Here is a 24,782-nt window from a genome sequence, read left to right as displayed (position 1 = left end):
CTCCTCCTACATCCAATCCAAAATCTTAATCTTGTTTTCTTCAGTCCAAACGCCGACATCCCCTGTCGGATAGAGGTATTCGCCAGTTTGATGTTTGAATGGATGCGGAATTTTATGCGTCTCCATCCAATCGGCAAGCTCCCCGCAAATTGCTTTGATATCCTTTGCACCGATAAAAATATCTCCAGAAAATCCTACCGGCATGAGCTGATGCTCTTCGCTCAGGACATATATTTCCGTCTCACAGGAAGGATCATGCACACCTGAATAGACCTCTTCTTGATCTGGGTACAGCACGTTGACTTGTGCATTTTTCGCCCAATCGGTGATCATCCGCTCTTTTTCTTCATTCGTCACGATCGTGAAGGAAGAGAGGGGTGTCTCCATTTGTTCTGTCATCGCTTCAAGTGTGTGGATCAGCTGCTGCATCAGCGCTTGTATTTGCTTTTCTGTATATTGATTGAAGCGATATGTGACCCGAAGCTCCAGCGTATCTCCCGGAACTGCCACAAGGGTCAGGTCATAGTTCGTTTCTTCATGACTCGCAATGTCTAAAATGCGTACCCCGTATGGCTCGATAGATTCAATCGGATAGTTTTCAAACACGACAATGCTGTTAAACAATGAATCTCCATTCGGGATGTGGGTCAGCTGCTGAATATCTGGCAGTACGGTATATTCGAATTCCCGCATCTGAAAAACTGTGTCCTGCGTATGTGCCAGCAGCTTGGAAATGGTCCACTCTGGCGTAATCGGCAAACGGAGCGGCAATGTGTTAATAAAGAGCCCTGTCATGCTTTCAACCTGTGGTAAATCCGCCGGCCGTCCTGATACTGTCACTCCGAACACGACATCCTCATATCCTGAATGAAGATGCAAAAGCAGCCCCCATGCTGTTTGAATCAATGTGCTCATTGTCACCTTCTGCGCGCCTGTCATCTTTTCGAGTTTCTGCTGCATCTCGGGCGTTAGTTTGATACTTAGCTGATCAACACCTGCATCTTCATCCGAAGCCTGCCCGCCGTCTCCTGGAAGTGGTGTAGCCTCTTCTACTCCTGACATATAACCTTTCCAGAACTCTAGCGCCTTCTCTTGATCCTGCTTTTGCAGCCACTCGATAAAATCTTTATATGGACGTACAGCAGGAAGATCCACCTCCCGTTCATCCACAAGAGAGCGGTATAAAGAAAAGGATTCTTCAATAAAACTGAACAAGCTCCAGCCATCGATTAAAATATGATGAAAGCTAAAAATAAACGTGCATGTGTTTTCATCACGATGGAATAAAGCAATACGAATCAGCGGTTCATCCGTATCTTCTAGTTTGAAATCCTTTAAACGATCTGTTTGCAAATATTGCTGGATAGCTTCCTTCTGATCCGTTTCACTCAGGTGGCGCACATCGTGCTGAGTGAGATGAATGCTTCCTTCTGATTGAATCAACTGAACAGGCTCCTTTAGCCCTTCCCAAGCAAATGTTGTCCGCAAAATCGAATGCCGCTCTACAAGCAGATTCCAGGCTTTTTCATAGGCTGCGCCGTCCGTTAAGCCTACGAGTGTCATATGCACTTGACCAAAATACGCCTGTGATGCTTGATCTAATAGTGCATGAAACAGCATCCCTTGCTGCATTGGAGATAGTGGATACACATCCACTACATTGTCTGGAAGCTCATCGATTTGCTCTTGCGTCAGCTGAACCATTGAAAAATCAGATGGCGTAAAGCCGCCTTTTGTCTCTACACAATGCGTCAGAGTATCCTCCATTTTTTCTTTGAACCGTTCAGGTAACAGGCGCACCTCTTCATACTGAAGCAGTTCACGGTTTATCATAAAATTCATCTGAAGCTGACCGTTCACAACATATCCGTACACATCGATCAAATGCTGTCTTTCTGCTTTTGGATCATGTACAAGTCCATTTCGTTCATCTGCTAAATAAAGATGTGCTTCACCGTCTATTTGATCTAACTGTCCAAGATAATTAAAGCTCATTTGCGGCGCTGCCTTTTTGAGGAAACGAGATGCTGTCATATATTGAAGCAAGCCATAGCCGATTCCCTTTTGCGGCACAGCTCTTAAGGTTTCTTTGACATCTTTGATTTGTCTCTCAATATCGGTTTGAATAAAAGGAATAAAAATAGGATAAGAGCTTGTAAACCATCCGACTGTTCGTGACAAATCCATGTGTTCAAATAAATCCTCGCGCCCGTGCCCTTCTAACGTGATGAGCAGCGGCTTTCCAACGGCTTGTGTGAGTCCTGATAAGAGTAAATCGTTTACCTCTGTTCGGTACGCTTGTGATGCCTGTTTTAATAAAATATCTGTTTGATCCTTCGTCAATTGAATAGACAGGATCTCTGCATGTTCTTCTATATTGAAAAGCGCAGGTGTTTGAAAAGGAGAATCCTCTTCCTCTTGACTGATGATATTTTGCCAAAAAGGAACCTGCTCTTGTAATTGATCGGTTTGTGCATATTCATAAAGAGCATCTGCCCACTGCTGATAGGACGCAGTTTTCTTTGCAAGCTCGATTTCCTGCCCTGCCGCAAGCTGCTTCAGTCCATTTAATATGTCTTCCTGTATGATGCGCCATGAGATTCCATCCATTACAAGATGATGGGCAGCGATAAAGAGTTCAGACGTGCCATCATTTGTGTGAAAAAGAATGGCTTTGATGACTTCTCCCCGTTCTAATGACAACGTTCCTTGACAGGCGGCGGTCTCCATGCGGATTTGTTCCAGCGCTTCCTCCTGAGAAACACCCGTCAAATCAAAGAAGGAGACACAAGGGGGGATGCCAGGCGCACGAATGGTTTGAATCCATGATCCATCTGCTGTTTTTGTATACATCGCTCTCAGCATATCGTGATGATCGACAATTTTTGAGAGAACCTGTGTCAGCTGCTTTAGCTGTATGGATTGCTTGAATTCCATATGCGCTGATAAATTCCAATAATCTTGGTTTGTCATTGATTGCTCAAAGAACCATGATTGGATTGGAAGCAGACGAACAGCTCCTGTGACAGGTGACTGGTCATAGAACGCAGCAGCATCTGACCTTTTCATAGCAAGTGCCAGCTGTGAAATCGTCTGTTTTTCAAATACATCCCTTGGCTGAATGACATAGCCTTCCTGTGCTAAGCGCGCCACCATTTGTATGACAATAATCGAATCTCCGCCAAGCTCAAAGTAGTTATCATGTACGCCAATCGAAGGCGTACCGAGCAGCTGAGTCCATACTTTTTCCAGTACACGCTCTTCCTCACTGAGTGCCCTGTCAGCCGGTTTGTCCACTTCTTCCTGTCTCCACTCTGGCATCGGAAGACGTTTTTGGTCTACCTTGCCATTTGCCGTGAGCGGGAGTTCCTCCAGCTCTATTAATAGGCTTGGCACCATATAATCTGGCAGTATTTCTTTTAATTGATGGCGAATGTCTTGCGTGGTCATGCTGCCCTTTTGGACAAAGTAACCGATCAATCGCTTATGACCACTCTCATGCTGATGCGGAATGACCGCACATTCTATGATGTCTTCAAAGCGCAGCATAGCAGCTTCAATTTCTCCGCATTCGACGCGGTGTCCGCGAATTTTCACTTGATGATCGATTCTTCCAAGGCAGTCGATGATGCCGTTTGGCAGCCAGCGGCCCATATCGCCTGTTTTATATAAACGCGCTCCTTCTTGGAAAGGATGCGGAATAAATGATTGCGATGTTTTTTCTTCATCTCCAAGATATCCGAGTGCAAGCCCTGTACCGCCTACGTAAATCTCTCCAATAACACCTTGCGGAACCGGCTGCAGCTGGTCGTCTAGTACATAGGCCTGAGAATACGCAATTGGCTGACCGATAGGAATTGTTGCCTGCCTCTCATCCACTGCCCGAATGTGATGCACACAGGAAAACGTCGTATTCTCAGTTGGTCCATAGCCGTTTAAAAGGCCTTCAGGTAAATACGGCAGCGCTTTACGGATATGAGCAGCTGACAAAGCATCACCGCCGACCAATAAGGCATCGAATCCAGATAAAGCTTCTGGATGTTCCTCTGTTAATCGGTTAAACAGCGGCACTGTCAGAAATCCTGTTGTGATCTTGTAAGATGTCAGCGTGTCAGCGAGTGTATCCATTGATAAGATCGTATTTCGATCAGTCAGTATCAGCCTTCCCCCGTTGAGCAGGGCTCCCCATATTTCATACGTAAAGGCATCAAAGGAAAAGCTCGCGATTTGTAAAATACGCGTTTGTTCATTAAGGGTGACATAATCTGTTTCGCATACAAGCCGGATGACCGCTTGATGTGGAATTAAAACCCCTTTTGGCTGACCGGTTGATCCTGATGTGTAATTGATATAAGCGAGTCCATCAGGTTTTAAAGCAGCAGGTTTGAATTCTGCCTCTGATAAAAACTCTTCATACCCCTGATCAAGACAAATGAGCTCGGTTTGACTGATCGAGACTTGTTTCAGCCATTCATTTTTTGTCAGTAACAGCTGAATACCTGTATCCCTCAGCATATAATCAATGCGTGCATCTGGATATTCAGGATCAATTGGGACGTAGGCCCCGCCTGCTTTCACAATCGCCAGCACCCCAAAAATCATTTCAGGCGACCTGTCGATCAGAAGCCCTACTGGTTCATGCGGCTTCACTCCTCGCTGCTGCAGATAAGCGGCAAGCCGGTCGACTTTCTCTTGTAACTCCTGATACGTCCATTGTTTTCCCCCAGATTCGAGGGCGATCGCATGAGGTGTCTTTTTCACCTGTGCTTCAAACCGTTCTGTGATGAGAAGCGGGCCTGCTGGTTGTTCTGTTTTGCCGCTCCATTCATAGAGCAGCTGCTGCCTCTCTTTCTCTGGCAGATAATTCATTTGTCTGATCGGCTGTGCTGGATTTTCACAAATACATGCAAGCAGCTGCTCGTAGTAACAAAGGAACCGATCCATCGTGTCGTCAGAAAATAAGTCTGCATCATACTCCAGTTTTAATTGAAGACCTTCCGCCCCTTCAAAAACAAACAGAGATAGATCAAATTTAGCCGTATCGTTATCCTCAATGGCTAAAACGGATGTCGCCTCACCCATTGGAGAAGCTTCAAGGGGCAGGTTTTGCAGAACGAACATGACCTGAAACAGCGGCTGCTTGCCAGCCTCACGTACAATATTCAGCTCATCTACGACCATCTCAAACGGCACATCCTGATGCGCATAGGCGCCCATTGTTGTTTCCTTTACTCGCTCTAATAGCTCTGTGAAAGCCGGATTCCCGCTATGATCAATCCGAAGTGCCAGTGTATTCACGAAAAATCCGATGAGCTGCTCCATCTCCGCCCGATTTCTCCCAGCAATGACGGATCCAATAACAAACTCATCCTGTGAAGACAATCGATGCAGCAAGGTAGAGAAAGCCGAAAGTAATGTCATATAGAGGGTGCTGTCTGTATTTTTAGAAAGAACAGCCAGCTGCTCTGATAGCGGCTTCGACAGTCGGTATTTTTTCGTCTTTCCCCTGTAGGATTGGACGGCTGGACGCGTGTAGTCATACGGCAGCATCAACTCTTCCACAGGTACCGCAAATTGCTCCTTCCAATAGGAAAGCTGTTGATACAGTGTTTCTCCCGTCAAATACTCCTTCTGCCATAGTGCGTAATCTGCATATTGAATCGGCAGCGGTGAGAGATCAGGCTCCCTCCCTTCGATGATCGCTGTATACCATTCGGACAGCTCCTTTGCGGCAATGCCAATCGACCAGCCATCTGACACGATGTGGTGAATAGACATCAGCAGCAAATGATCTGTTTCTGACAGCCGAATCAGCTTCGTGCGAAAAAGTGCATCATGCTCTAAGCGGAAAGGCGTGCCCGCTTCTTTTTTCGCCCACTCAGCCGCTTTTTGTTCTTTTTCTTCCTGTGATGAAAGATCTGATACATCGACCACCTCAAGCGCTGGAAGAGTCATATGCTCATGTATGATCTGTACCGGTTCATCGCCGTTCATCGCAAAGGATGTTCTGAGCGATTCATGCCTTTGCACCATTTGCTGCAGGCTGCGCTGAAGTACCTTTACATCTAAAGGTCCATTCATCCGAAAGGAAATCGTATTATTGTATAATGGCAGATCAGGCTGTAATTGATAGAGAAACCACTGTCTTTGCTGGGCATAGGACATCGGAAGCTCCTGACCCTTTTCTATTTTCCGTATCGGAATCGCTTCATCGGCTTTGGCATGTGAATCAATCCAGTCCGCTAACTCTCCAAGTCTCGTATGCTCAAAAAGAACAGCGAGCGGCACGTCAAATCCCGTTTTCTGTCTAACAGCAGACAGCATTTGCGTTGCCTTGAGCGAATGACCTCCGAGTAAAAAGAAGTGATCACCACAGCTGATGTTTGAAACATCAAGCAGTTCGGACCAAATGTGTGCCAAGAGTTTTTCCGTCTCGGTTTGAGGTGCTCTGTCCTCTGAAGCATTTCCACTTTCCTCTATTAATTCATTGAAATGCACTTCGTCCGGCATCCCATCCTCTGTTTCTTTCCAGTATTCTTCAGGATATAGATGGACGGAACATTCACCAGAGAGACGAGACTGTATACACGTATAAATGGACTGATACAGCCTTTCTTCAACAGCCTTTGTTTGATCGGTTTTGAAAAAGACATATACGACCTGCTCTGTTTGGGTCTCCCCTTGTATCATCTCTTGAATTTCCTGCTTCGACCGATCCAGCCCGATATAAATGAGTGGAGCTTCTGTCATCATGCATGCAAACATTGTTTGAATGCCCGCCCGTTTTGGAATCGAGAGATAGCCCCTTTCTTTTAGCATGCCTTTGATCATTGACCCTTCACTCATTCCGGTCTCATCCCACATGCTAAAGCTAAAGCAATACGGTTTTACTGTAGATGTCAGCCTCTGATAATGAGCAAATTGTTCAACGAACTCATTGGCCGCACAATAAGCGCCAACGGTCATCCCGCCCTTTAACGTTCGAGCTGACGAGCTAGAAAGAAATAAGACATTCTCCCGTTTAGAGGCTGCTTCATGAAGCGCAATCGTGCCATATACCTTCGCTTCGTACATCGCATCTAATGATACAGACGTCATATCACGAAGCAGCTCTTCTTGAATGATGCCAGCGAAATGAATAACGCCATGCAGCCTTTTACCTAATGCCGTCTCCTCTCTTGAGATCAGGGCTTCAATGGCTTTTGCGTCAGTAATGTCTACTTTTTCATAAAGAACTGTACCGCCGTGCTTTTCCACTAGTTTCTCAAGTGAAATCAATACGTCTTGCTGCTCCTCAGATAAAGCCTCTCGCGATTTTCTTCCAACTAGCACTAGATGCGCTTGATAGGATGTCAGCAAGTACTCACTAAGCATCCTCCCAATGCCGCCAAGCCCGCCTGTCATCACGTAAAGCCCGGATGATTCAAATGGCGGTTTCTTCATCCTTTGTTCTTTTTCCAGATGAAGCGGTGTTAAAAGAGGAGTATAACGAACACCTTCACGATAAGCGGCGATATGATGGCTTGTGTCATGTGTGAGCTCTGTCATGATCGATGATGCATGAGAACGGCCAGCATCCGGTTCTGTCAGAGAAAAATCAAGACACCGCACCTTGATAAACGGCCATTCATGCTGAACAGCTGTCATCAGTCCTGCTGTCGTTGCTTTCTCCACATCATGTCTTTGATCTTCCGGCAAATTCATCGCATGGGCAGAGACTAAGGTGATCTCTACCGGCTCATCATAGGCAGCGACCGCTTTAGTTACATATAGTGCACTCATACTGCCTGTTTTCTGGGCTTCTTTCGCCAACGCTGCATGAAGTGTGTCTTCTTGAGTTGTGTAGTTCCAAAGGTGAATGATTTGTTTCACCGAAACGCCATACGAACGGAGCGTCTCAAAGAGTTGTTCGTAGTCAGACGGCCGATTCGGGTGGATGATGAAGTGTGTTTGTGTGAGTTGTGTGAATGCTTGCCCCGGTTCAACCGTAATATAAGTTTGTTCATTGCTTGAAAGGGATCTCAATTGATCTGCCAGCCCTAATGTGTCTGCAAAGATCACCGTGTCCCCTTCTGTTTGTTTTTCCGCTTCATGAAGCGGAGCAGGTGTCCACTTCTTTTGTAAACTCCAATCAGGCAAGGTGTGCTCATTTTCAAGTCTGATGTCCAGCTCCTTGATGATTTCATCGAATTCGCCTTCCTGCCATCGCTTCTTGAGCTGTGCCCTTTCTATTTTTCCAGAGCTTGTTTTCGGAAAGGCGTGCTTCTGAACAGGGATCACACGCGATGCAGTCAACCCCATTTTTGATGCAATATGGGATTTGATATTCTGACTTGCCCTCATGATATAAGAAGGTTCATACAGCTTCGGTGTAAAAAAGAGAATCAGCTCGTCGGATGCAGATGCTTCCATCCGGGCGGAACAAGCGGCTACAAAGCTCGTTTCGACGCCGGGTACTTCCTCTGCAATGACTTCTATTTCATAGTTGTGATAATTTTTCCCGTTGATGATGATCATGTCTTTTTCTCTACCGGTTAATGTCAGCCTTCCTTCGTGCAGAAAACCTAAATCCCCCGTGTGAAACCAGCCGTCTGTTTGAAAGACTTCTTGATTCGCTTCGTCATTCTTGTAATAGCCCTTCATTGTCGTCGGCCCTTTAATTTGCACACTGCCAATATGATCTTCGGGAAGAAGTTCATGCTGATGATTAACGATACGAATCGTGATACCAGGAATTGGTCTTCCCAGCTCTGTAAAGCTGACGGTTCCTGTCTCACGTGCCTCCGCTGGTCTTAGCTGCTCTGTGAGTGATGTTTCCTCAAAGGTTAGAACCCCGCTGCTTTCATCTCCCCGCTCTATCGCAAAAGAGAAGACAACGGCTGAAGAGATTTCAGACATGCCGAATGCTGGTCTCATGACGTCTCCCTTTAAGCCGTGCGGAGCCAGCAAGTGTAAAAATCGGTGAATCGTCTTCGGTACGACCGCTTCTGCCCCATTGATCATACAAGACATAGCAGAAAGATCCCAAGATCCTGACGAAATGTCTTTCTCATAATCATTGATCATCGCAAATGCGAAGTTAGGCGCCCATGTCTTTGTTGCACGGTAGCGGTCCATCCAGTCAAGCCAGCGCAGTGGCTGAGCGATAAAATCATCTGTTCTTGCCCGAACCTGTTCACAGCCCGTGTACACATTGACAAGGTGAAACATCACAATACCGCCAATATGATCTAAAGGCATCCAGTCTAACGACACATCCTCTTGTGTAAACCCATTGGCTGCCACTGTTCCTTTGACATTCGCCAGCACGCTTCGATGAGAATGCTCTACGCATTTGGGCATCCCTGTGCTTCCAGACGTTAAGATAAAAAAGACTGAATCATCCGGTGTCGCGGGATAAGCTTCTATATCTCTTTCTAAAGAAAGCATCGGCTCAACGGCTGCGACACGTAACTTGTCTGTATGCCACAATAAAGCTAAGCCTTGCACCTCATCAATCAGCGAGTCATCTGTTAAAATGAGCGGATGCTCCAGCAGGTTCCACGCATGATGAAGCTTCTTCACAGAGGCATTCATTTCACGATAGGTCGGTGCAGCGGACACTAATGTTGGAACAAATCCGCCTAACACACACGCCCAAAAGGCTGTTACCATTGCATGATTGGATGAAAACTGAAAGAACACTGGATCACCTGGTTCAAGTCCGAGCGCCCTTAAACCTGTCAGAACCCGCTCGGCATCCTCCTTTAACTGCGCGTAGGATTGTGTGAGTTCATTTTCACTATTGACGATATAAGTCAGCCCATTTGTCGTTTTTGCCGCCTCCGTTAAGGCGTCCTGCAAGGTTTGGGCTCCTGCCTTAACATCTAGATCCCCTCCATAGGAAAGGGCGGGCGGCATGTCCGCTGAAGCAGGGGAAGCCGTTTGCGTCTGTATCGATTCAGATGCGGCCTCCTGCTCCATGTGATTGTCGAGAAATAAATGAGAGAGGTGATATGGCCGCGGTCGAATGGTTTTTTCACGAGAAAAAACAGCGAAGCGTTCGATTTCGTTGGTTTGTAAAATGGTTCTCTGTACATCTTGTAAAATCGTATCCATTGATTCATGTACATTTGATTGGTTCATAATTGATGGTTTCATATGAGTTCCTTTCCTTTTTTATCAGGCAGGACTGCTAATGTGCACCCCTGCCTGATCTAAAGTTTACAAAACGGCTTCTCTATTTTTTTGATTGACGATCTTTTGGATCAGCTGGGCATTTTGGGCTGCACATTCTTGGTTTTTGAACATGTCAGCATGCTGACCATAGCCTTGATAATAGCGATAAGCACCGGTCGTCGCTTCTTCCCAATGATCCATCCAGTCTGGTATATCAATTTGCTCTTCTGATTGGATGAAATCAATATCTGCTTGTATCTTTCCTTGATTCACCCCCTTAACAAATGTTTCATAATAGGCCCGCGTTTTTTGAGCAAGCGCTTCTTGAACGAGCTCTTCTTGGGCAAGTTCACTTTGCTTTGATTGATGGACAATCGCTGCGATATCGTCATCAATGGATCGTCCTTCTAAATCACTTTCACCAATTTTCTTATAGGAATCAATCATGATGACCTTTTCCACCGTCCGTCCTGCTTGTTCAAGCGATTGAACGAGCTCAAAGGCCAGATAGCACCCGCCAGAGTAGCCCATCAAAGTCAGCGGTCCTTCAGGCTGAAGGTGCTGAATATGCTGAACGTATTGCGTCATGCGTTGATCAGCTTCAATAAAGTCAAAGGCGATCAAACGAACGCTATCAAGCGTTTTGGCAGCTTCCTGATAGATAAAGCCGTAGCCCGGTAATGGCGGAAGAGCAAAGACTGTTGGCGTTTGAGATTCGTTGAATACAAGATAGCCGGCAGCTTGGTGATCCTGCTGTTGAATATAACGGCTGATGGCTTCGATTGTCGGCGTCTCAAACAGCAAGTGAATAGGCACCTGAACATCGAATTCCTTCGACACCTTTGATAAAAGTGACATCGCTTTTAAAGAATGTCCACCAAGCTCAAAGAAATGGTCATCTGTACTGATATCATTTCGTTCAAGTACTTCACGCCACATGACAAGCAGCTTTTGTTCTATCTCATTTGCCGGAGGCTTCACATGGCGGTTTCCTTGAGGCGCCTCCGGCTTTGGCAGCTGACGTTTATCAACCTTTCCGTTTGGTGTCAGCGGCATTTTCTCAAGTCTGATCAGCTCATGAGGCTGCATGTAAGCCGGAAGTTTCTCCTTCAGCCCTGACTTGATCACATCAACTTTGTCCTTCCACTCCTCCTCACACGTCATATAGGCGAGCAGCCTTGTATGCTGCGAGCCATGCTGATCAGTTATGAGGGCAGCTTGCTTTACGCCTGGATGCATGAGAAGGTGGGCTTCAATTTCTGTCAGCTCAATTCGGTGGCCGCGAATTTTCACCTGATCGTCCACTCTGCCTGCATACTCAATCAGACCGTCTGCTCGAAAATAAGCCAAATCACCCGTACGATACAGCCTTTCTCCCGCAGCAAATGGATGTGTGATAAAGGCTTCTTTTGTCAGATCAGGACGATTCAAATACCCCTTCGCAAGCCCTTTGCCGCTGAGACAAAGTTCTCCGACCATTCCAATCGGCTGAAGCTGTCCGTGCTGGCTCAATATATAAGCACCCGTTTGGTTAATCGGCTTTCCGATGGGAATAGAATGCGCTTCGATCGGAGGAGCTTCATCTACAGGATAATAGGTGGCGAAAACCGTTGATTCAGTTGGGCCGTAGACATTGATTAGTCTGCCTTTCCCCATAACATCAAAGGCTTTTCTCACATGCTGTATAGATGCACGCTCACCTCCGAACAGCACCTTGCGCACACTGCGCATCCAATCGGTTTCTTCATCAATAAGAAGATTAAATAAAGCAGTTGGAACAAACATGACAGAAATGCTTTCTCTTTTAATCAGCTCCGTCAGCTCATGCATATCTAAAATGGTTTCTTTTTTCGGCAGGACAAGCTTTGCTCCGTTTAAAAGTGCACCGTATACATCAAAGGTAAAGCCATCAAATACGCTGTTGGATAGCGACAGTAGTGTATCTGTTTCTGAAATGGTTAAGTAGTTCGTATTTTTGACCACCCGGGCAATATTGGAATGGGTTGTCATGATGCCTTTTGGCTGACCCGTTGTGCCTGATGTATACATGATATATGCCGTATCGTGTAAACCTGCTTCCAGCGGCAGATTCTCTGAGCTCATTAGTGAAATCTCCTGATCATCTGCAAACAGATACGTGCCAGCAAACCCGAGCCCCTTCGCCTGACCAATAAAGGATGAGTGAGTCAGAAGATGCGTCGCTCCGCTGTCTTTAAGCATGTATTGAATGCGGCTTTCTGGATAGTCAGGATCAATTGGCACATAGGCTGCGCCTGCTTTTAAGACAGCAAGCAGACTGACAATGAGTTCAGGCGTTCGATCGGCTAAAATGGCGATGACCGTTTGATGTTCGGCTCCATTTTTTTGCAAATGTCGTGCCAATCGATTGGCTTGTTCATTCAGCTCAGCATATGTCATCGTTTGCTCTTCTGCTGATAGCGCCACTGCATTTGGCTGTTTGCGGACATTATGCTCAAACCATTTCGATAAATACAGCTGGTCATGCTCAAGCTCAGGTGCATTCCATTCCTCAAGAATCAGCTGTTTTTCCTGATTCGTGACGAGTGGGAGTGTATGAACCGATTGATCGGGATGCTTGACCGCCTCATGTATCAATAGGCTGAGCTGTTCCTTTAACTTATGAACAAATTGAGGATCAAACGCTCTTTGGTTAAAGGCCAGCTTCAATAGTAATTCTTCTCCAGGCGATGCGAGCAGATTCAAATCATAGTTTGATTTTTCATAGACATTCATGTCCTCCACCGTGAACCCTAATCGTGCCTCTTGCTCGTCCTTCTTTGCGGCTGGGACATTTTCAAACACAACAATATGATCAATGAGCTGCTGCTGACCTGACTTTGCCTGAATATCATAAATCGGAATATATTGGTGCGGCTCGGCTGCAAGAGACTGCTGCTGTGTTTCTGAAAGGAGTGCACGAAATGTCATGTGATCTGTCAGCTGAATTCTTCTTGGGATGACATTGATGAACAATCCAACCATCCTGTCAACGCCAGCCAAGTCTGCCGGACGTCCTGACACAACTGTTCCAAACAGCACATCATTTGACCGTTGATATCTGCTCAGCAGAACCGACCAGACGGATTGAAGCGCACTGCTTAACGTTGCATTTTGCTGCAGCGCTAACTCTGATAAAGCGGCCGTTTCTTCTTTGCTCATGGACCACTCAATTTCGCCTAATTCATGTTCATTCGTTTGTTTCCGCTGCTCTTTAAAGGTCGATTGTCCATCAAACCCTGCTAATGATTGCTGCCAATATTGAAGTGATGCTTGCTTATCTTGTTTTTCCAGCCACTTTATATATTCTTTATATGGTTTGACCGGCTCTAACTTGTAAGGGACGTCATGTAAAAGTGCATGATAAATCGCAAATAACTCCTGCACCACAAGTCCAAAGCACCAGCCATCCAGAAGGATATGATGATAGCTCCATATCCAGCGATAGCTGCCAGGGCCCGTTTGGAAAACAGACGCCCGCATGAGAGAATCCTTCGAAAGGTCAAATCCTCTCAGCTGATCCTGTTGTTTGAATTTCTCTATACGTTCAAGCTGTTCGTCTTCAGAAAGATCTTGCAAGTCCACAACATCAAGTGTAAAAGGACGTTCTTTTAGTACAACTTGGACAGGGCGCTTTACTTTTTCGTGGAGAAACACGGTACGAAAAATATCGTACCGCTCCACGATGATATTCATGCTTTTCTCAAGTAAGTCATAACGCAATGTGCCCTTAACGTTCATATCCATTTGCTCTACATAAAAGCCCTTTTCCTGATGATGGAGGGTATGAAACAGCATTCCTTCTTGCATCGGTGACAGATAATACATGTCTTGAACTTGATCCCTTTTAAATTGACTCATCTATTTCATCCTCCCTTCCTTTTTTATGATTCATCTCGTGTTGTTAAGTCAATTTCTCCTCAAGCATGTCAAAAATGTCGTCCATTTCATCCATTTCAAGGTCAGCCGCAGAGAAGTCACTTGGCGTAAATTCCCGTTCTTGCTGCGCTAAGCAATGGGTGATGATGGATTGAATTTTCCCCTTCAACAATGCCATGAACTGCTGTATCGTCTGTTCTTCATATTCACTTGCACAATAGGAACAAGACAAAATGAATCGATTGTGTTGAACAAGACCACTAAGGTTCAGCTTATAAACAGCTTCCGAATCAGGGCTTGCTTGTCGTCCCATATCATAAGTCGACGGTCTAAAGAGTTCTGTCGTCACTTCCTGATCAATCTGTCCAAGATAGTTCAAGCTGATTTCAGGCTGTACGTGGTGCCCTGACGGTTCAGCGGCTGTCATGTATTTTAAGATCCCGTAGCCGATTCCTTTATTTGGCACACGCCGCAGCATTTCTTTCGTTCCTTTAATAGCATCAGCTATGGTCTGATCTGGCTTCGCTTCAAGTACAACTGGATACATACTCGTAAACCAGCCAATCGTGCGAGAGACATCCAGCTCTGATAAAATATCCTCTCTACCATGACCTTCAAGCTGCACATGTACATGGGACTCACCTGTCCACTCTTGAACAGCAAGACCGAGAGCACATAAAAGAATATCGTTCATTTCCGTTGTGTACGGCAGATGAATATCGGTCAAAAGATGCTCAGTTTCTGTTTCTGTCAGCTGCATTTGAACTGATTTGGTTTCGGCAACTTTTCTTTTTGTCACTTCATGATCAACAGGTAATGCGGTTAATGGTTTGCTTTCAATTTCTGCCCAATACTCCTGCTGATTTTTTAATGGCTGTGACTGTGCATAACGTTCAATGGCCTCTGCCCATTCTTTAAAGGAATGAGTTTTCAGCGGCAGGACAAGCTTTTGTCCCTGAGCTGCCTGCTGATATAGAGACATAAAGTCCTCTAGTAAAATTCGGCATGAGACACCGTCAATGACTAAATGATGTGTCACGATGAGTAAATGATCGCCATCTTCTGCATGGAAACAAATCACTTTCATTAACGGACCTGTTTCGAGATTCAGCTGACGCTGATACTCATTGGCATATGTGGAAACAGCCTTTTTCACGTCGTGCTCTTTTGAGACATCATGAGAAATAATCGCCAGCGGTTCCGTGAGCTCCCGCTGGTTGTATTGCAGGATGCCGCCATGTTCCTGCTTGTATACCATACGCAGTGCATCATGATGTGAAAGTAGTTTTTGCATGACTTGTTCTGTAATAGAAAGGTCAAATCCATTTGGTGCATGAAGCATCACCGAGAGATTCCAATGGTGCTGATCGCTGAATGCTCGTTCAAAGAACCAGCGTTGAATCGGTGTTAAAATGACTTCTCCTTCGACAGGTGATTGGTCGGCTGTGAGAAGATCGGCTTCTTCAATATATGGGCGAAGCTCCGCAATGGTCGGATACTGGAATAGAAGTTTCATATCGAGCTTCCAGCCTGCTTGCGTGAGTCGGCTTGCCATTTGGATACCTTTAATCGAATCTCCGCCAAGGAAGAAGAAGTGATCGTGAATGCCGACTTGGCTGACGCCAAGGACATCTTCCCAAATGCCGCAAAGCAGTGTTTCCACTTCATCCCTTGGTGCTTCGTATACCGTTTGGTTCGCTTCGATATCAGGAGCTGGCAATGCTTTCAGATCGACCTTTCCATTGGCCGTCATTGGAAATTGGTCTAGTTTTATGATCCATGATGGCACCATGTATTCTGGTAACGTGCGTTTTAGGCTTTCTTTTAAGTCCTCTGTATCGTTCTCCGTAATCACGTAAGCGGCAAGGGCGTCCTGATCACCCGCATCTTTGACCGTTGTCACGACGGCTTCTTTCACCGAATCCAGCGTCAGAAGCTGGGCTTCAATTTCTGACAGCTCAATACGGAAGCCGCGGATGTTGACCTGATGGTCTATTCTGCCGAGATAAATTAGCTCACCATCGTCTGTCCATTTCACTAGATCGCCTGTGCGGTACATGCGCTCACCTGGATAAAATGGATCTGGCACAAATCGTTTGTCGGTTTCTTCTGGGAGATTCCAATAGCCCCTCGCCAGTCCTTTTCCTGCAATCACGAGCTCACCCGGTACGCCTGGCGGCGACAGGTCGTATAAAGAACCCATGATGTAAAAACGTGTATTGGCAATCGCTGTTCCAATCGGAATCGTGCCTTGTTCTGGATCGATCATTCCGCTTGTCGCTACGACTGTATTTTCAGTCGGACCGTAGTTATTCACTAGTTTGTATGGGACTGGCTTTACCTGTTTCAGCTTATCTCCGCCTGTTAGTAAATAACGCAGAGAATGGTTGTCCATTGACATAAACTGCTCACATAGCTGCGTTGGCAGGAAGGCAATGGTGATGTTTTCTTTATTGAAATACGCATTGAGCTTGATCATATCGAGACGAATCGCTTCGTCGATAATGTGCAGCTCTGCGCCGGCGATCCACGTTGGGAACATCTCCCAAATGGAGGCGTCAAAGCCAAAACCGGCATATTTCGCAGTTCGATCGTCTTTCGTCACTTGGAAGGCTTCATTGTGCCAGAACGCAAGATTCACAAGGGACTGGTGCTCGACCATGACACCCTTCGGCTGTCCCGTCGTCCCAGACGTGTAAATCATATAAGCGAGATCTGTTGGCTTCACATGAACCTGAATCTCGTGAGCTTCTCCCTCTACCGCATCTTCTATGAACAGGACATGACCTGTAAATGAAGGTGGTGCAGTGAGTTCTTTCTGCATCAGAAGTACCTCTGACCCGCAGTCTTCCAGCATGTACGCAATACGCTGCGCTGGATAATCCGCATCAATTGGAACGAATGCCGCACCTGCCTTGAGAACGCCAAGGACAGCAGCTGTCATGTCAAGAGATGGGCTGGTAAGAATACCGACGCGGTCTCCTGGTTTTGTGCCGCTTGCGATGAGTCGTGAAGCGACTACATTGGCCCGGCTGTTCAGCTCTTCATACGTCCAGCTTGTTCCACAGAAGGTCGCTGCTTTTTGATGAGGTGCTTCTTGTGCCTTAGCCTCAATCAAGGCATGAACGGTTTGATCTACCGGGACGTCTAGGGCAGGTCCTGACCATTCATTGATCAGCTCTCGTTTTTCCTCTTCAGTTATGAGAGATAGCGCTGAAATTGGCTGATTCAGCTTAGCCAGCATATCGTCTATGATTTTTTCAATATACCTGCTCCAGCGCTGAATGGTGCTCTTTTTAAACAGGGCCGCTGCATACTCAAAGCGCAAGCCCACTTGGTCATTTTCTTCAAATACACCGAGCGTTATATCAAATTTTGCATGAACGGTATCTTGCTGCTTTTGCGAAAGCTTGAGTCCATTCAAATCCGGTAACGTCAGGTCACGGTCATCTGTTGTCAGCATGACACTAAACAATGGATTGCGGCTCGTGTCTTTCGGAAGATCTAACTGAGCCACCAATTCCTCAAACGGGAATTCTTGATGTTCATAGGCTGATAGGCTGCGATCTTTCATTTTTTCAAGCAGCTGCGCTGTCGTTTCTTCTGGCTGCACTTCGTTTCGAAGAGCCAGTGTATTGACAAACATGCCTGGAACCCGTTCGATCGAAGCATGCGTACGTCCTGCGGTCACAGCGCCTATGACGATATCTGTCTGCCCAGTTAACTTGGAAAGGAAAATGGCAAATGCCGTTTGCATCACCATGTTCAAGCTCACACCTTTTTCCGCCATGAGCGTTTTGATGGACTGCACCTTTTCAGCAGATAACCATCTATCGACTCGCCCTCCTTCAAATGACTGAACTTGAGGACGCGGAAAATCAAGAGGCAGTGCTAAGTCTTCCGGCGGCTGTGCATATTGCTCCAGCCAATACTGCCGCTGTTTCTCAAGCAGCGCCTGCTGCTTTTCTTCCTGCTGCCATACCGCAAAATCCTTGTAATGCAGCTGAACTGGCGGTAACGTCTTTTTCTCATACAGCTCTGCGAGTTCTTGAATGAGCAGGCTGCGTGTGACACCATCCGCAATGATATGGTGCATATCCATCATGAATACATATTTCTCATCAGAAAGCTTCGCCACTTTTGCCCTCATTAATGGTGCTTGATGTAATGAGAATGGTGTAATGAATGACTCGATGACAGACTGCTCCTGATCGCCCTCTATTTCATCAACCTCTAATGTAAACGGCACTTGGCGATAGACTTTTTGAACGGGCACGCCGTCAATTTCTACAAAGGCTGTCCGAAGTGATTCATGTCTGCCGATCAAGGCTTGAAGCGCTGCTTCCAGCTGCTTCACATCAAGGCTGCCTTCCATCATTAAAACGGCTGGCATATGATAAGTGACTGCTTCTGGATGCAGCTGCTGCAGTACATACATCCTCTTTTGAGCAGAAGAGACGGGATAGAAATCTTGCTTTTCCGCTGGCTGAATGGATGTCACCACCGAAGAATCCGTTTCTTCCAAGTAGGCTGCCATTGCCCGTATGGTTGGTTTTTCAAAAAGGACTTTGAGCGGCACATGCTTGTTCAGCTTTGCCTGCACCTTCGAAATGAGCACCATGCCCTTGAGGGAATGACCTCCCAATTCAAAGAAGTGGTCAAGAACGCCCATTTGTTCAACTCCAAGAACTTCTGACCAAATGTCACACAGCGCCCGCTCAAGTTCCGTTTCTGGTGCCACATGCGCCGTATGGTTCATATGCACCTCATGCGGAAGCGGCAGAGACTTCGCATCCACCTTTCCGTTTTGGGTGAGTGGAATGTGATCGACTTTCACAAAGTACGTTGGAATCATATAATCCGGCAGTGTCTCCGCAAGATTTTCTCTAAACGTCAGTGTTCCAATGTGTTCAGGCGCTGTGTAATAGAGTGCAAGCTCCGGCAAACGGGACAGGTGCAGGACTTTTACATAGACTTCTTGAATAGATGCCAGAGCACGTGCGGCATGCTCAATCTCCTGTTTCTCAATGCGATAGCCGCGGATTTTCACTTGATCGTCGACTCGTCCAAGAAACTCAATATCTCCATTTGCATGCTGTCTGACCAAATCCCCTGTGCGATACATTCTCTCTTGAGGATCATATGGATTATCAAGAAAACGTTCTGCTGTTAATTCAGGCTGATTCAAATATCCTCTCGACACGCCTTCTCCAGATATATAAAGCTCTCCCGGCGCGCCATAAGGGACAAGCCGCTGCTGCTGATTGCATACGAGCGCTCTTGTGTGAGCAATGGGCTGTCCGATCAAAGATCGTTCCTTCAAAGCGTCCAGCTCTTGCGGTGTGATCAGCTTGATCACTGTACCAATGGTTGTCTCAGTCGGACCATAATGGTTCATGACTGCCACGCATGGATGCTGCATCATAAATGTTTCAACATCCTCAGGGATCACCGGTTCTCCTCCAAGTACCACCAGGCGTAAAGCATTAAATGAATGTTCCTTAGAATCTGCCATCATATGAAATAAGGATGGTGTCATTTTGATATAAGTCAGCTCTTGTTCATCAATCAACCGCATCAAACGTACAGGGTCTGTATACACGTCTTCATGAGGAACATAGAGTGTCCCCCCTGCTTTTAAAACAGGGAAGATGCTTGTGTAACCAAGATCATACGCATAAGAAGAAAGCAGTGCCGTCCGATCACATTCCTGCAATGTCACCTCATTTATCAGCCAGCTGACATAGTGTGATAGATTACGATGCGTGAGCTGTACACCCTTCGGCTTCCCCGTTGTCCCAGATGTGTAAATGACATAAGCGAGCTGCTCAACCGATACTTCCGGCAATTCTAGTGGATGGCTTTGATGCACTGCTTGTTCAACCTGCACCACTTGAATCGACTTATGATTTTGATAGGAATCTGCTAGAGACTCATTTGTCACGATGACTTGTGCACCTGAATCCTCTAATGTGTAGCGGATTCGTTCAGCAGGAAAGGCCGGATCAATCGGGACAAACGCTCCTCCTGCTTTCATCACACCAAGCATGGAGACGATGACATAGACAGAGCGGTCAAGGATCAGTGCCACAGTTTGTTCCTTCTCGACGCCTCGTTTCTTAAGCTCACAGCTAAGTGCATATGACATATCCTCAAGCTCGCGGTAGGTGAGTTTTCTTTGATCATCCATGACGGCGATAGCATCCGGTGTTTCCTTCGCCTGACGTGAAAATTGGACATGGAATGGCTCATGACGATTCGTCTGCCCTTCGGTTTTTTTCTCCAGACGCTCTATTTGTTCATGCTGATCCAGTATATGGAGCAAGCCGATCTGTTCCTCTGGATGACGAACCGCCTCCCGAATAATCGCCAGAAGATGAGTTCCGAACCGGCGGACGGTCTCTTCTTTAAATAACGCCGCTGCATAGTCAAAGCTCAGCTTTAATGCTCCCTCGCGTTCAAATGCTTCTAAAGATAGATCAAATTTGACCGAGTGATGCTGAATGGCATAAGGCGAAATGTGCAGATCGCCGAGCTTTAGCGCTGGTACCTCCATGTTCTGCATGTTAAATGACACGCTAAAAAGCGGGCTCCGAGTTGTATCACGGTCTAATGGAAGATGTGCAATTAACTCTTCGAGCGGATAGCTTTGATGTGCAAAAGCATCAACACTTGTTTCTTTTATTTCTTCAAGCAGCTGTAAAAATGTTTTGGTTTGTTCTGGTTTTCCGCGCATCGCAATGGTGTTGATAAACATCCCCGGCATATCTTGGATATCAGGGTGTGTCCGTCCAGCAACTGGCGAACCCACAATGATATCTTCCTGCCCACTATAGGAGGCAAGCAGCACTTGAAAGGCGGATAACAAGAACATATACATGGTCGTATCGGTTTTCTGAAGCAGTTCCTGAATTCGCTGAGTCGTTGCTTGATCACAGCCAAACATGAATCGTTCTCCAGTAAAATCACGTTCTGCTGGACGCGGATAATCAGTTGGCAGCTCTAAAATCGGTAAATCTCCTTCAAATTGCTTCAGCCAATACGCTTCATGCTCCTTCTGTTTCTCCGTTTCTTCTTCACTTAGCTGCCAGACAGCGTAATCTTTATAATGAAGGGCTCGTTCAGCAAGAGCTTCTCCATCGTAGGCCTTCGCCAAATCTTGAATGAATGTCTTCATGGAGCTGCCATCTGTAATGAGATGATGTGCTTCCAAGACGAGAAGATGACGGTTCTCACTGACTTTTAGCAGCTGAGCTCGCAAAAGGGGTGCTGCTGTTAAATCAAATGGCGATTGACGTTCAGTAAGAAATGCCTCCGCCTCTTCTTCCTTGATGTCATGAACAGGAAGGTCAAATTCAGTCCATTCATGCACCCTTTGGACAATGTCTTCCCCGTTCATATGAAAGCTCGTTCTTAAGATTTCATGTGTTTGGATTAACTGATTAAATGCTGATTTAAGCCGCTGATATTCGAGTGTTCCTTCAAGCGTTAAGACGATCGGAATATGATAATTCGTGCTGTCAGGTTCAAGTGTCTGCAAAATATATAAACGGCGCTGAGCTGGTGATACCGGATATTCGTCCGCCTGCTCTGCTGGCAAAATAGGATGTCCGGTTTCTTCTTGACCATCCTGATCGATGTAAGCCGCTAATGAGCGAATCGTCGGCTTCTCGAAAATCACTTGAATCGGCACTTCCTTTTGAAGCACTTCTTGAACCTTCGCAGACATCATCATCGCTTTGAGCGAGTGCCCGCCAGCCATAAAGAAATGCTCGTCTATCCCAATCGTTTTCCCAAGAAGCTCCTCCCAAATGTCAGCGAGTGCCTTTTCTGTCTCGGTCTCAGGCAGAATGATTTTGATTTCCTCGCGATGCACTTCGTCAGGCTTAGGTAAAGCTTTTCGATCTACCTTCCCGTTCGATGTCAGTGCAAAGGTATCCAGCTTCATCACATGGTGCGGCACCATATAAGCTGGCAGTTTTTGATTGAATACATCTCGTACCTCTTCTTCTGTCAGTGATCCTGTGAAGTAAGCGATGATTTCCTTTTCATCTGAAGAAAGCTGCTGAACAAGTACAACTGCTTCATCTATGCCCGCTTCTTGATGAAGCACTGATTCAATTTCACCAAGCTCAATACGGAAACCACGAATTTTCACCTGATCATCGGCACGACCGAGGAATTCAATCTGACCATCTGCACCATATCTAGCCAAGTCCCCCGTTCGATACATCCGTCCTGACGGCTTAAAGGGATCTGCCATGAATACTTGATCAGTCAAATCTGGACGTTTGATGTACCCTCTTGAAACACCATCTCCGCCCACATACAGCTCTCCTGGGGCTCCAATTGGCTGAAGTCTTTGATAGTCATCTAAAATATAAGCTGACGTATGATTGATCGGCTGACCAATTGGGATCGGGCCCGCTTCATCTCCTCTTACTTCGTAAATGGTCGAGATGGTTGTATTTTCGGTTGGGCCATAGACATTCAGCAAGGTAATTGATGGATGATGCTTTTTCACAAGCTCCGCACTTTTCACATTGATCACATCACCGCCGGTGAATAATGTGTTTAACCCTTTGAACATTTGCGGCCGCTGCTGAGCGAGCTGATTAAATAAACCAGTCGTTAAAAAGAGCGCTGTGATCTGATGTGTTTGGATAAATTGTTCAAATCGGTGAATATCCAATAAAGTATCACGGTCAACAGGATAAAGCGTCGCCCCATTCAGAAGCGTAGTAAAGATTTCAAGGGTAATCGCATCAAAGCTGACAGCTCCTGTATGCGCCATACGATCCGACGTGTTCAACCCTATTTTTTCCTGAGAGCATGCTAACCTCACAATATGCTGATGCTCAATTTGAACTCCTTTTGGCCGTCCAGTTGATCCCGATGTGAACATGATATATGCCAATTGAGATGGGGACGTCTCGACTGATAACTCCGCTTGTGAGTGATGAGACATGCCGGTCACATGAACAGCTTTGATGCTTTCATCAACTGGCGGCTGGCTGTCAGCATAGAGCACAATGGATACGCCGCTGTCTTCAAGCATCCAACGGATTCTCTCATCAGGCTGAGCTGGATCAATCGGTACATAAGCAGCCCCTGCGTATAAAATGGCTAACATGGTGATCACCGCATCTGCTGATCGGTTCATATACACCGCGACTGCATCCCCCGGCTGAACGCCGTTTTCAACAAGACTGCTCGCTAAACGACGGATTTCACGTCCAAGTTCTTCATATGTGAATGTTCGCTCGCCTTCGACTAATGCCGGATGGTCAGGCTGCGCCTTGATACGTGCATTGAGCAGCTCAGGAATGGACAGGTGCTTCGGATAATCTCGCTCCGTCTGGTTCCACGCTTCAATCAGTTGCTTTTCTTCTTCTGTAATACATGTCACTTCATGAAGACGCACATCAGGATTGTGAATGATTTGCTTCATGAGATTGGTCAGATGTTTGGATATGTTTTCAATGACCTTTTCTTCAAAAGCCATCGCATTGTATTTGAATTTCAATGTCCACGTTTCACCAGGATAGACAAGGACATTGAGGTCGAAATTCGTTTGTTCAAATCCGTCCTTTACATCAATGGCAAAACCGAGACGTGCAGACATGGTGTCACCAGACAGCTCCTGATCTAAAGGATAGTTTTCAAACCCAACCAAATGATCAAAGAGTTTTCCTCCAGCAGCTGTTCTCTGCTGAATGTCATAAAGCGGCATAAAATCATATTTTTCCGCTTCCAGAGCATGCTGCTGAACCGTTTGAAACAGCTGTTTAAAGGTCTGCTCCTGATCTAATGTCACCCGAACAGGTATCGTATTGATAAACAGCCCTGCCATCCGCTCAATCCCAGACACACTTGGAGGTCTGCCTGATACGACTGTTCCGAATGTGACATCATCTGCTGCATGATAGGTGCCTAAAAGAACGGACCAGACAGCCTGAAAAAGGTTCGGTGCTGTCACTTGGCATTGTCTTGCCACATCTTGAATGGCTTGTACGGTTTGAGCGTCCCATGTAAACGTCCATTCCTGATGGTCATATTGTCCGTTCGCTTCTTTTTGCTGCAGCAGCCCTTGGTGCTGAACAGCACCATCCAGCCGCTCCGTCCAATAGTCTTCTGCTTCTTGTTTGTTTTGCTTTCCAAGCCACTGGATATAGTCCGCATAAGGCTTACCTTGTGAGCGATCCGGCGTTCGGCCGTTCCGATAAGATTCATAGTAATGAAACAGTTTTTTCATCAAAACACCCATGGACCAACCATCCATGATGATGTGATGGTTGCTCCAAATCAGGTGCCAGTTTGTTTCATTTAATTGAAAAACAGCGACTTTCAACAACAGATCATTCGTTAAGTGAAATCCTTGCTTTCTCACTTGCTTTTTATATTGATCCAATACCTTTTTCTGCTCTTGATGATTCAGATGAGATAGATCTTCTCTATACACATCTATATGACGTTCAGCCAGTACAACCTGACGAGGCTTTTGTAATTGCTGATAGACAAAGGCTGTACGCAGAATGTCATATGTCCGTACGAGTTCATTGAGACTCTTTTCAAAAAGATCGAGATCAAAATCTCCGCTTATTCCAAGCTCAAGCTGTGTGAAATAAGAGGAGGAATTAGGGTCTAGCATGGCATGATACAGCATGCCCTCTTGCATTGGTGTTAAAGGATATACCTTTTGAATTTTCTGCTTGCTCATAAGTCCA

3 protein-coding genes are annotated in these 24,782 nt (G+C 46.1%); all 3 read right to left on the bottom strand.

Annotation, left to right across the window (positions count from 1 at the left end):
- Positions 1-6: 6 nt before the first annotated feature.
- The 3 genes from NSS76_RS01965 to NSS76_RS01955 all read right to left on the bottom strand — a co-directional run bounded on the left by NSS76_RS01965 (position 7) and on the right by NSS76_RS01955 (position 24,775).
- The gene (locus NSS76_RS01965; RefSeq protein WP_341080380.1) at positions 7-10,140 is read right to left on the bottom strand and encodes a non-ribosomal peptide synthetase; all 10,134 of its coding nucleotides are present in this window, start codon (positions 10,138-10,140) and stop codon (positions 7-9) included.
- Positions 10,141-10,203: 63 nt separating this feature from the next.
- Entirely contained in the window at positions 10,204-14,037 is a 3,834-nt protein-coding gene (locus NSS76_RS01960; protein ID WP_341080375.1) for a non-ribosomal peptide synthetase, read from the bottom strand.
- Between the two features lie 43 nt (positions 14,038-14,080).
- Complete coding sequence (locus NSS76_RS01955) at positions 14,081-24,775, bottom strand: non-ribosomal peptide synthetase (protein WP_197172451.1); 10,695 nt, start codon at positions 24,773-24,775, stop codon at positions 14,081-14,083.
- Between the last annotated feature and the right edge of the window lie 7 nt (positions 24,776-24,782).

The sequence above is a fragment of the Bacillus sp. FSL R5-0654 genome (assembly GCF_038008745.1).
Classification (GTDB): Bacteria; Bacillota; Bacilli; order Bacillales; family Bacillaceae; genus Bacillus; species Bacillus safensis.
This window is presented reverse-complemented; position numbering and strand designations above follow the sequence as displayed.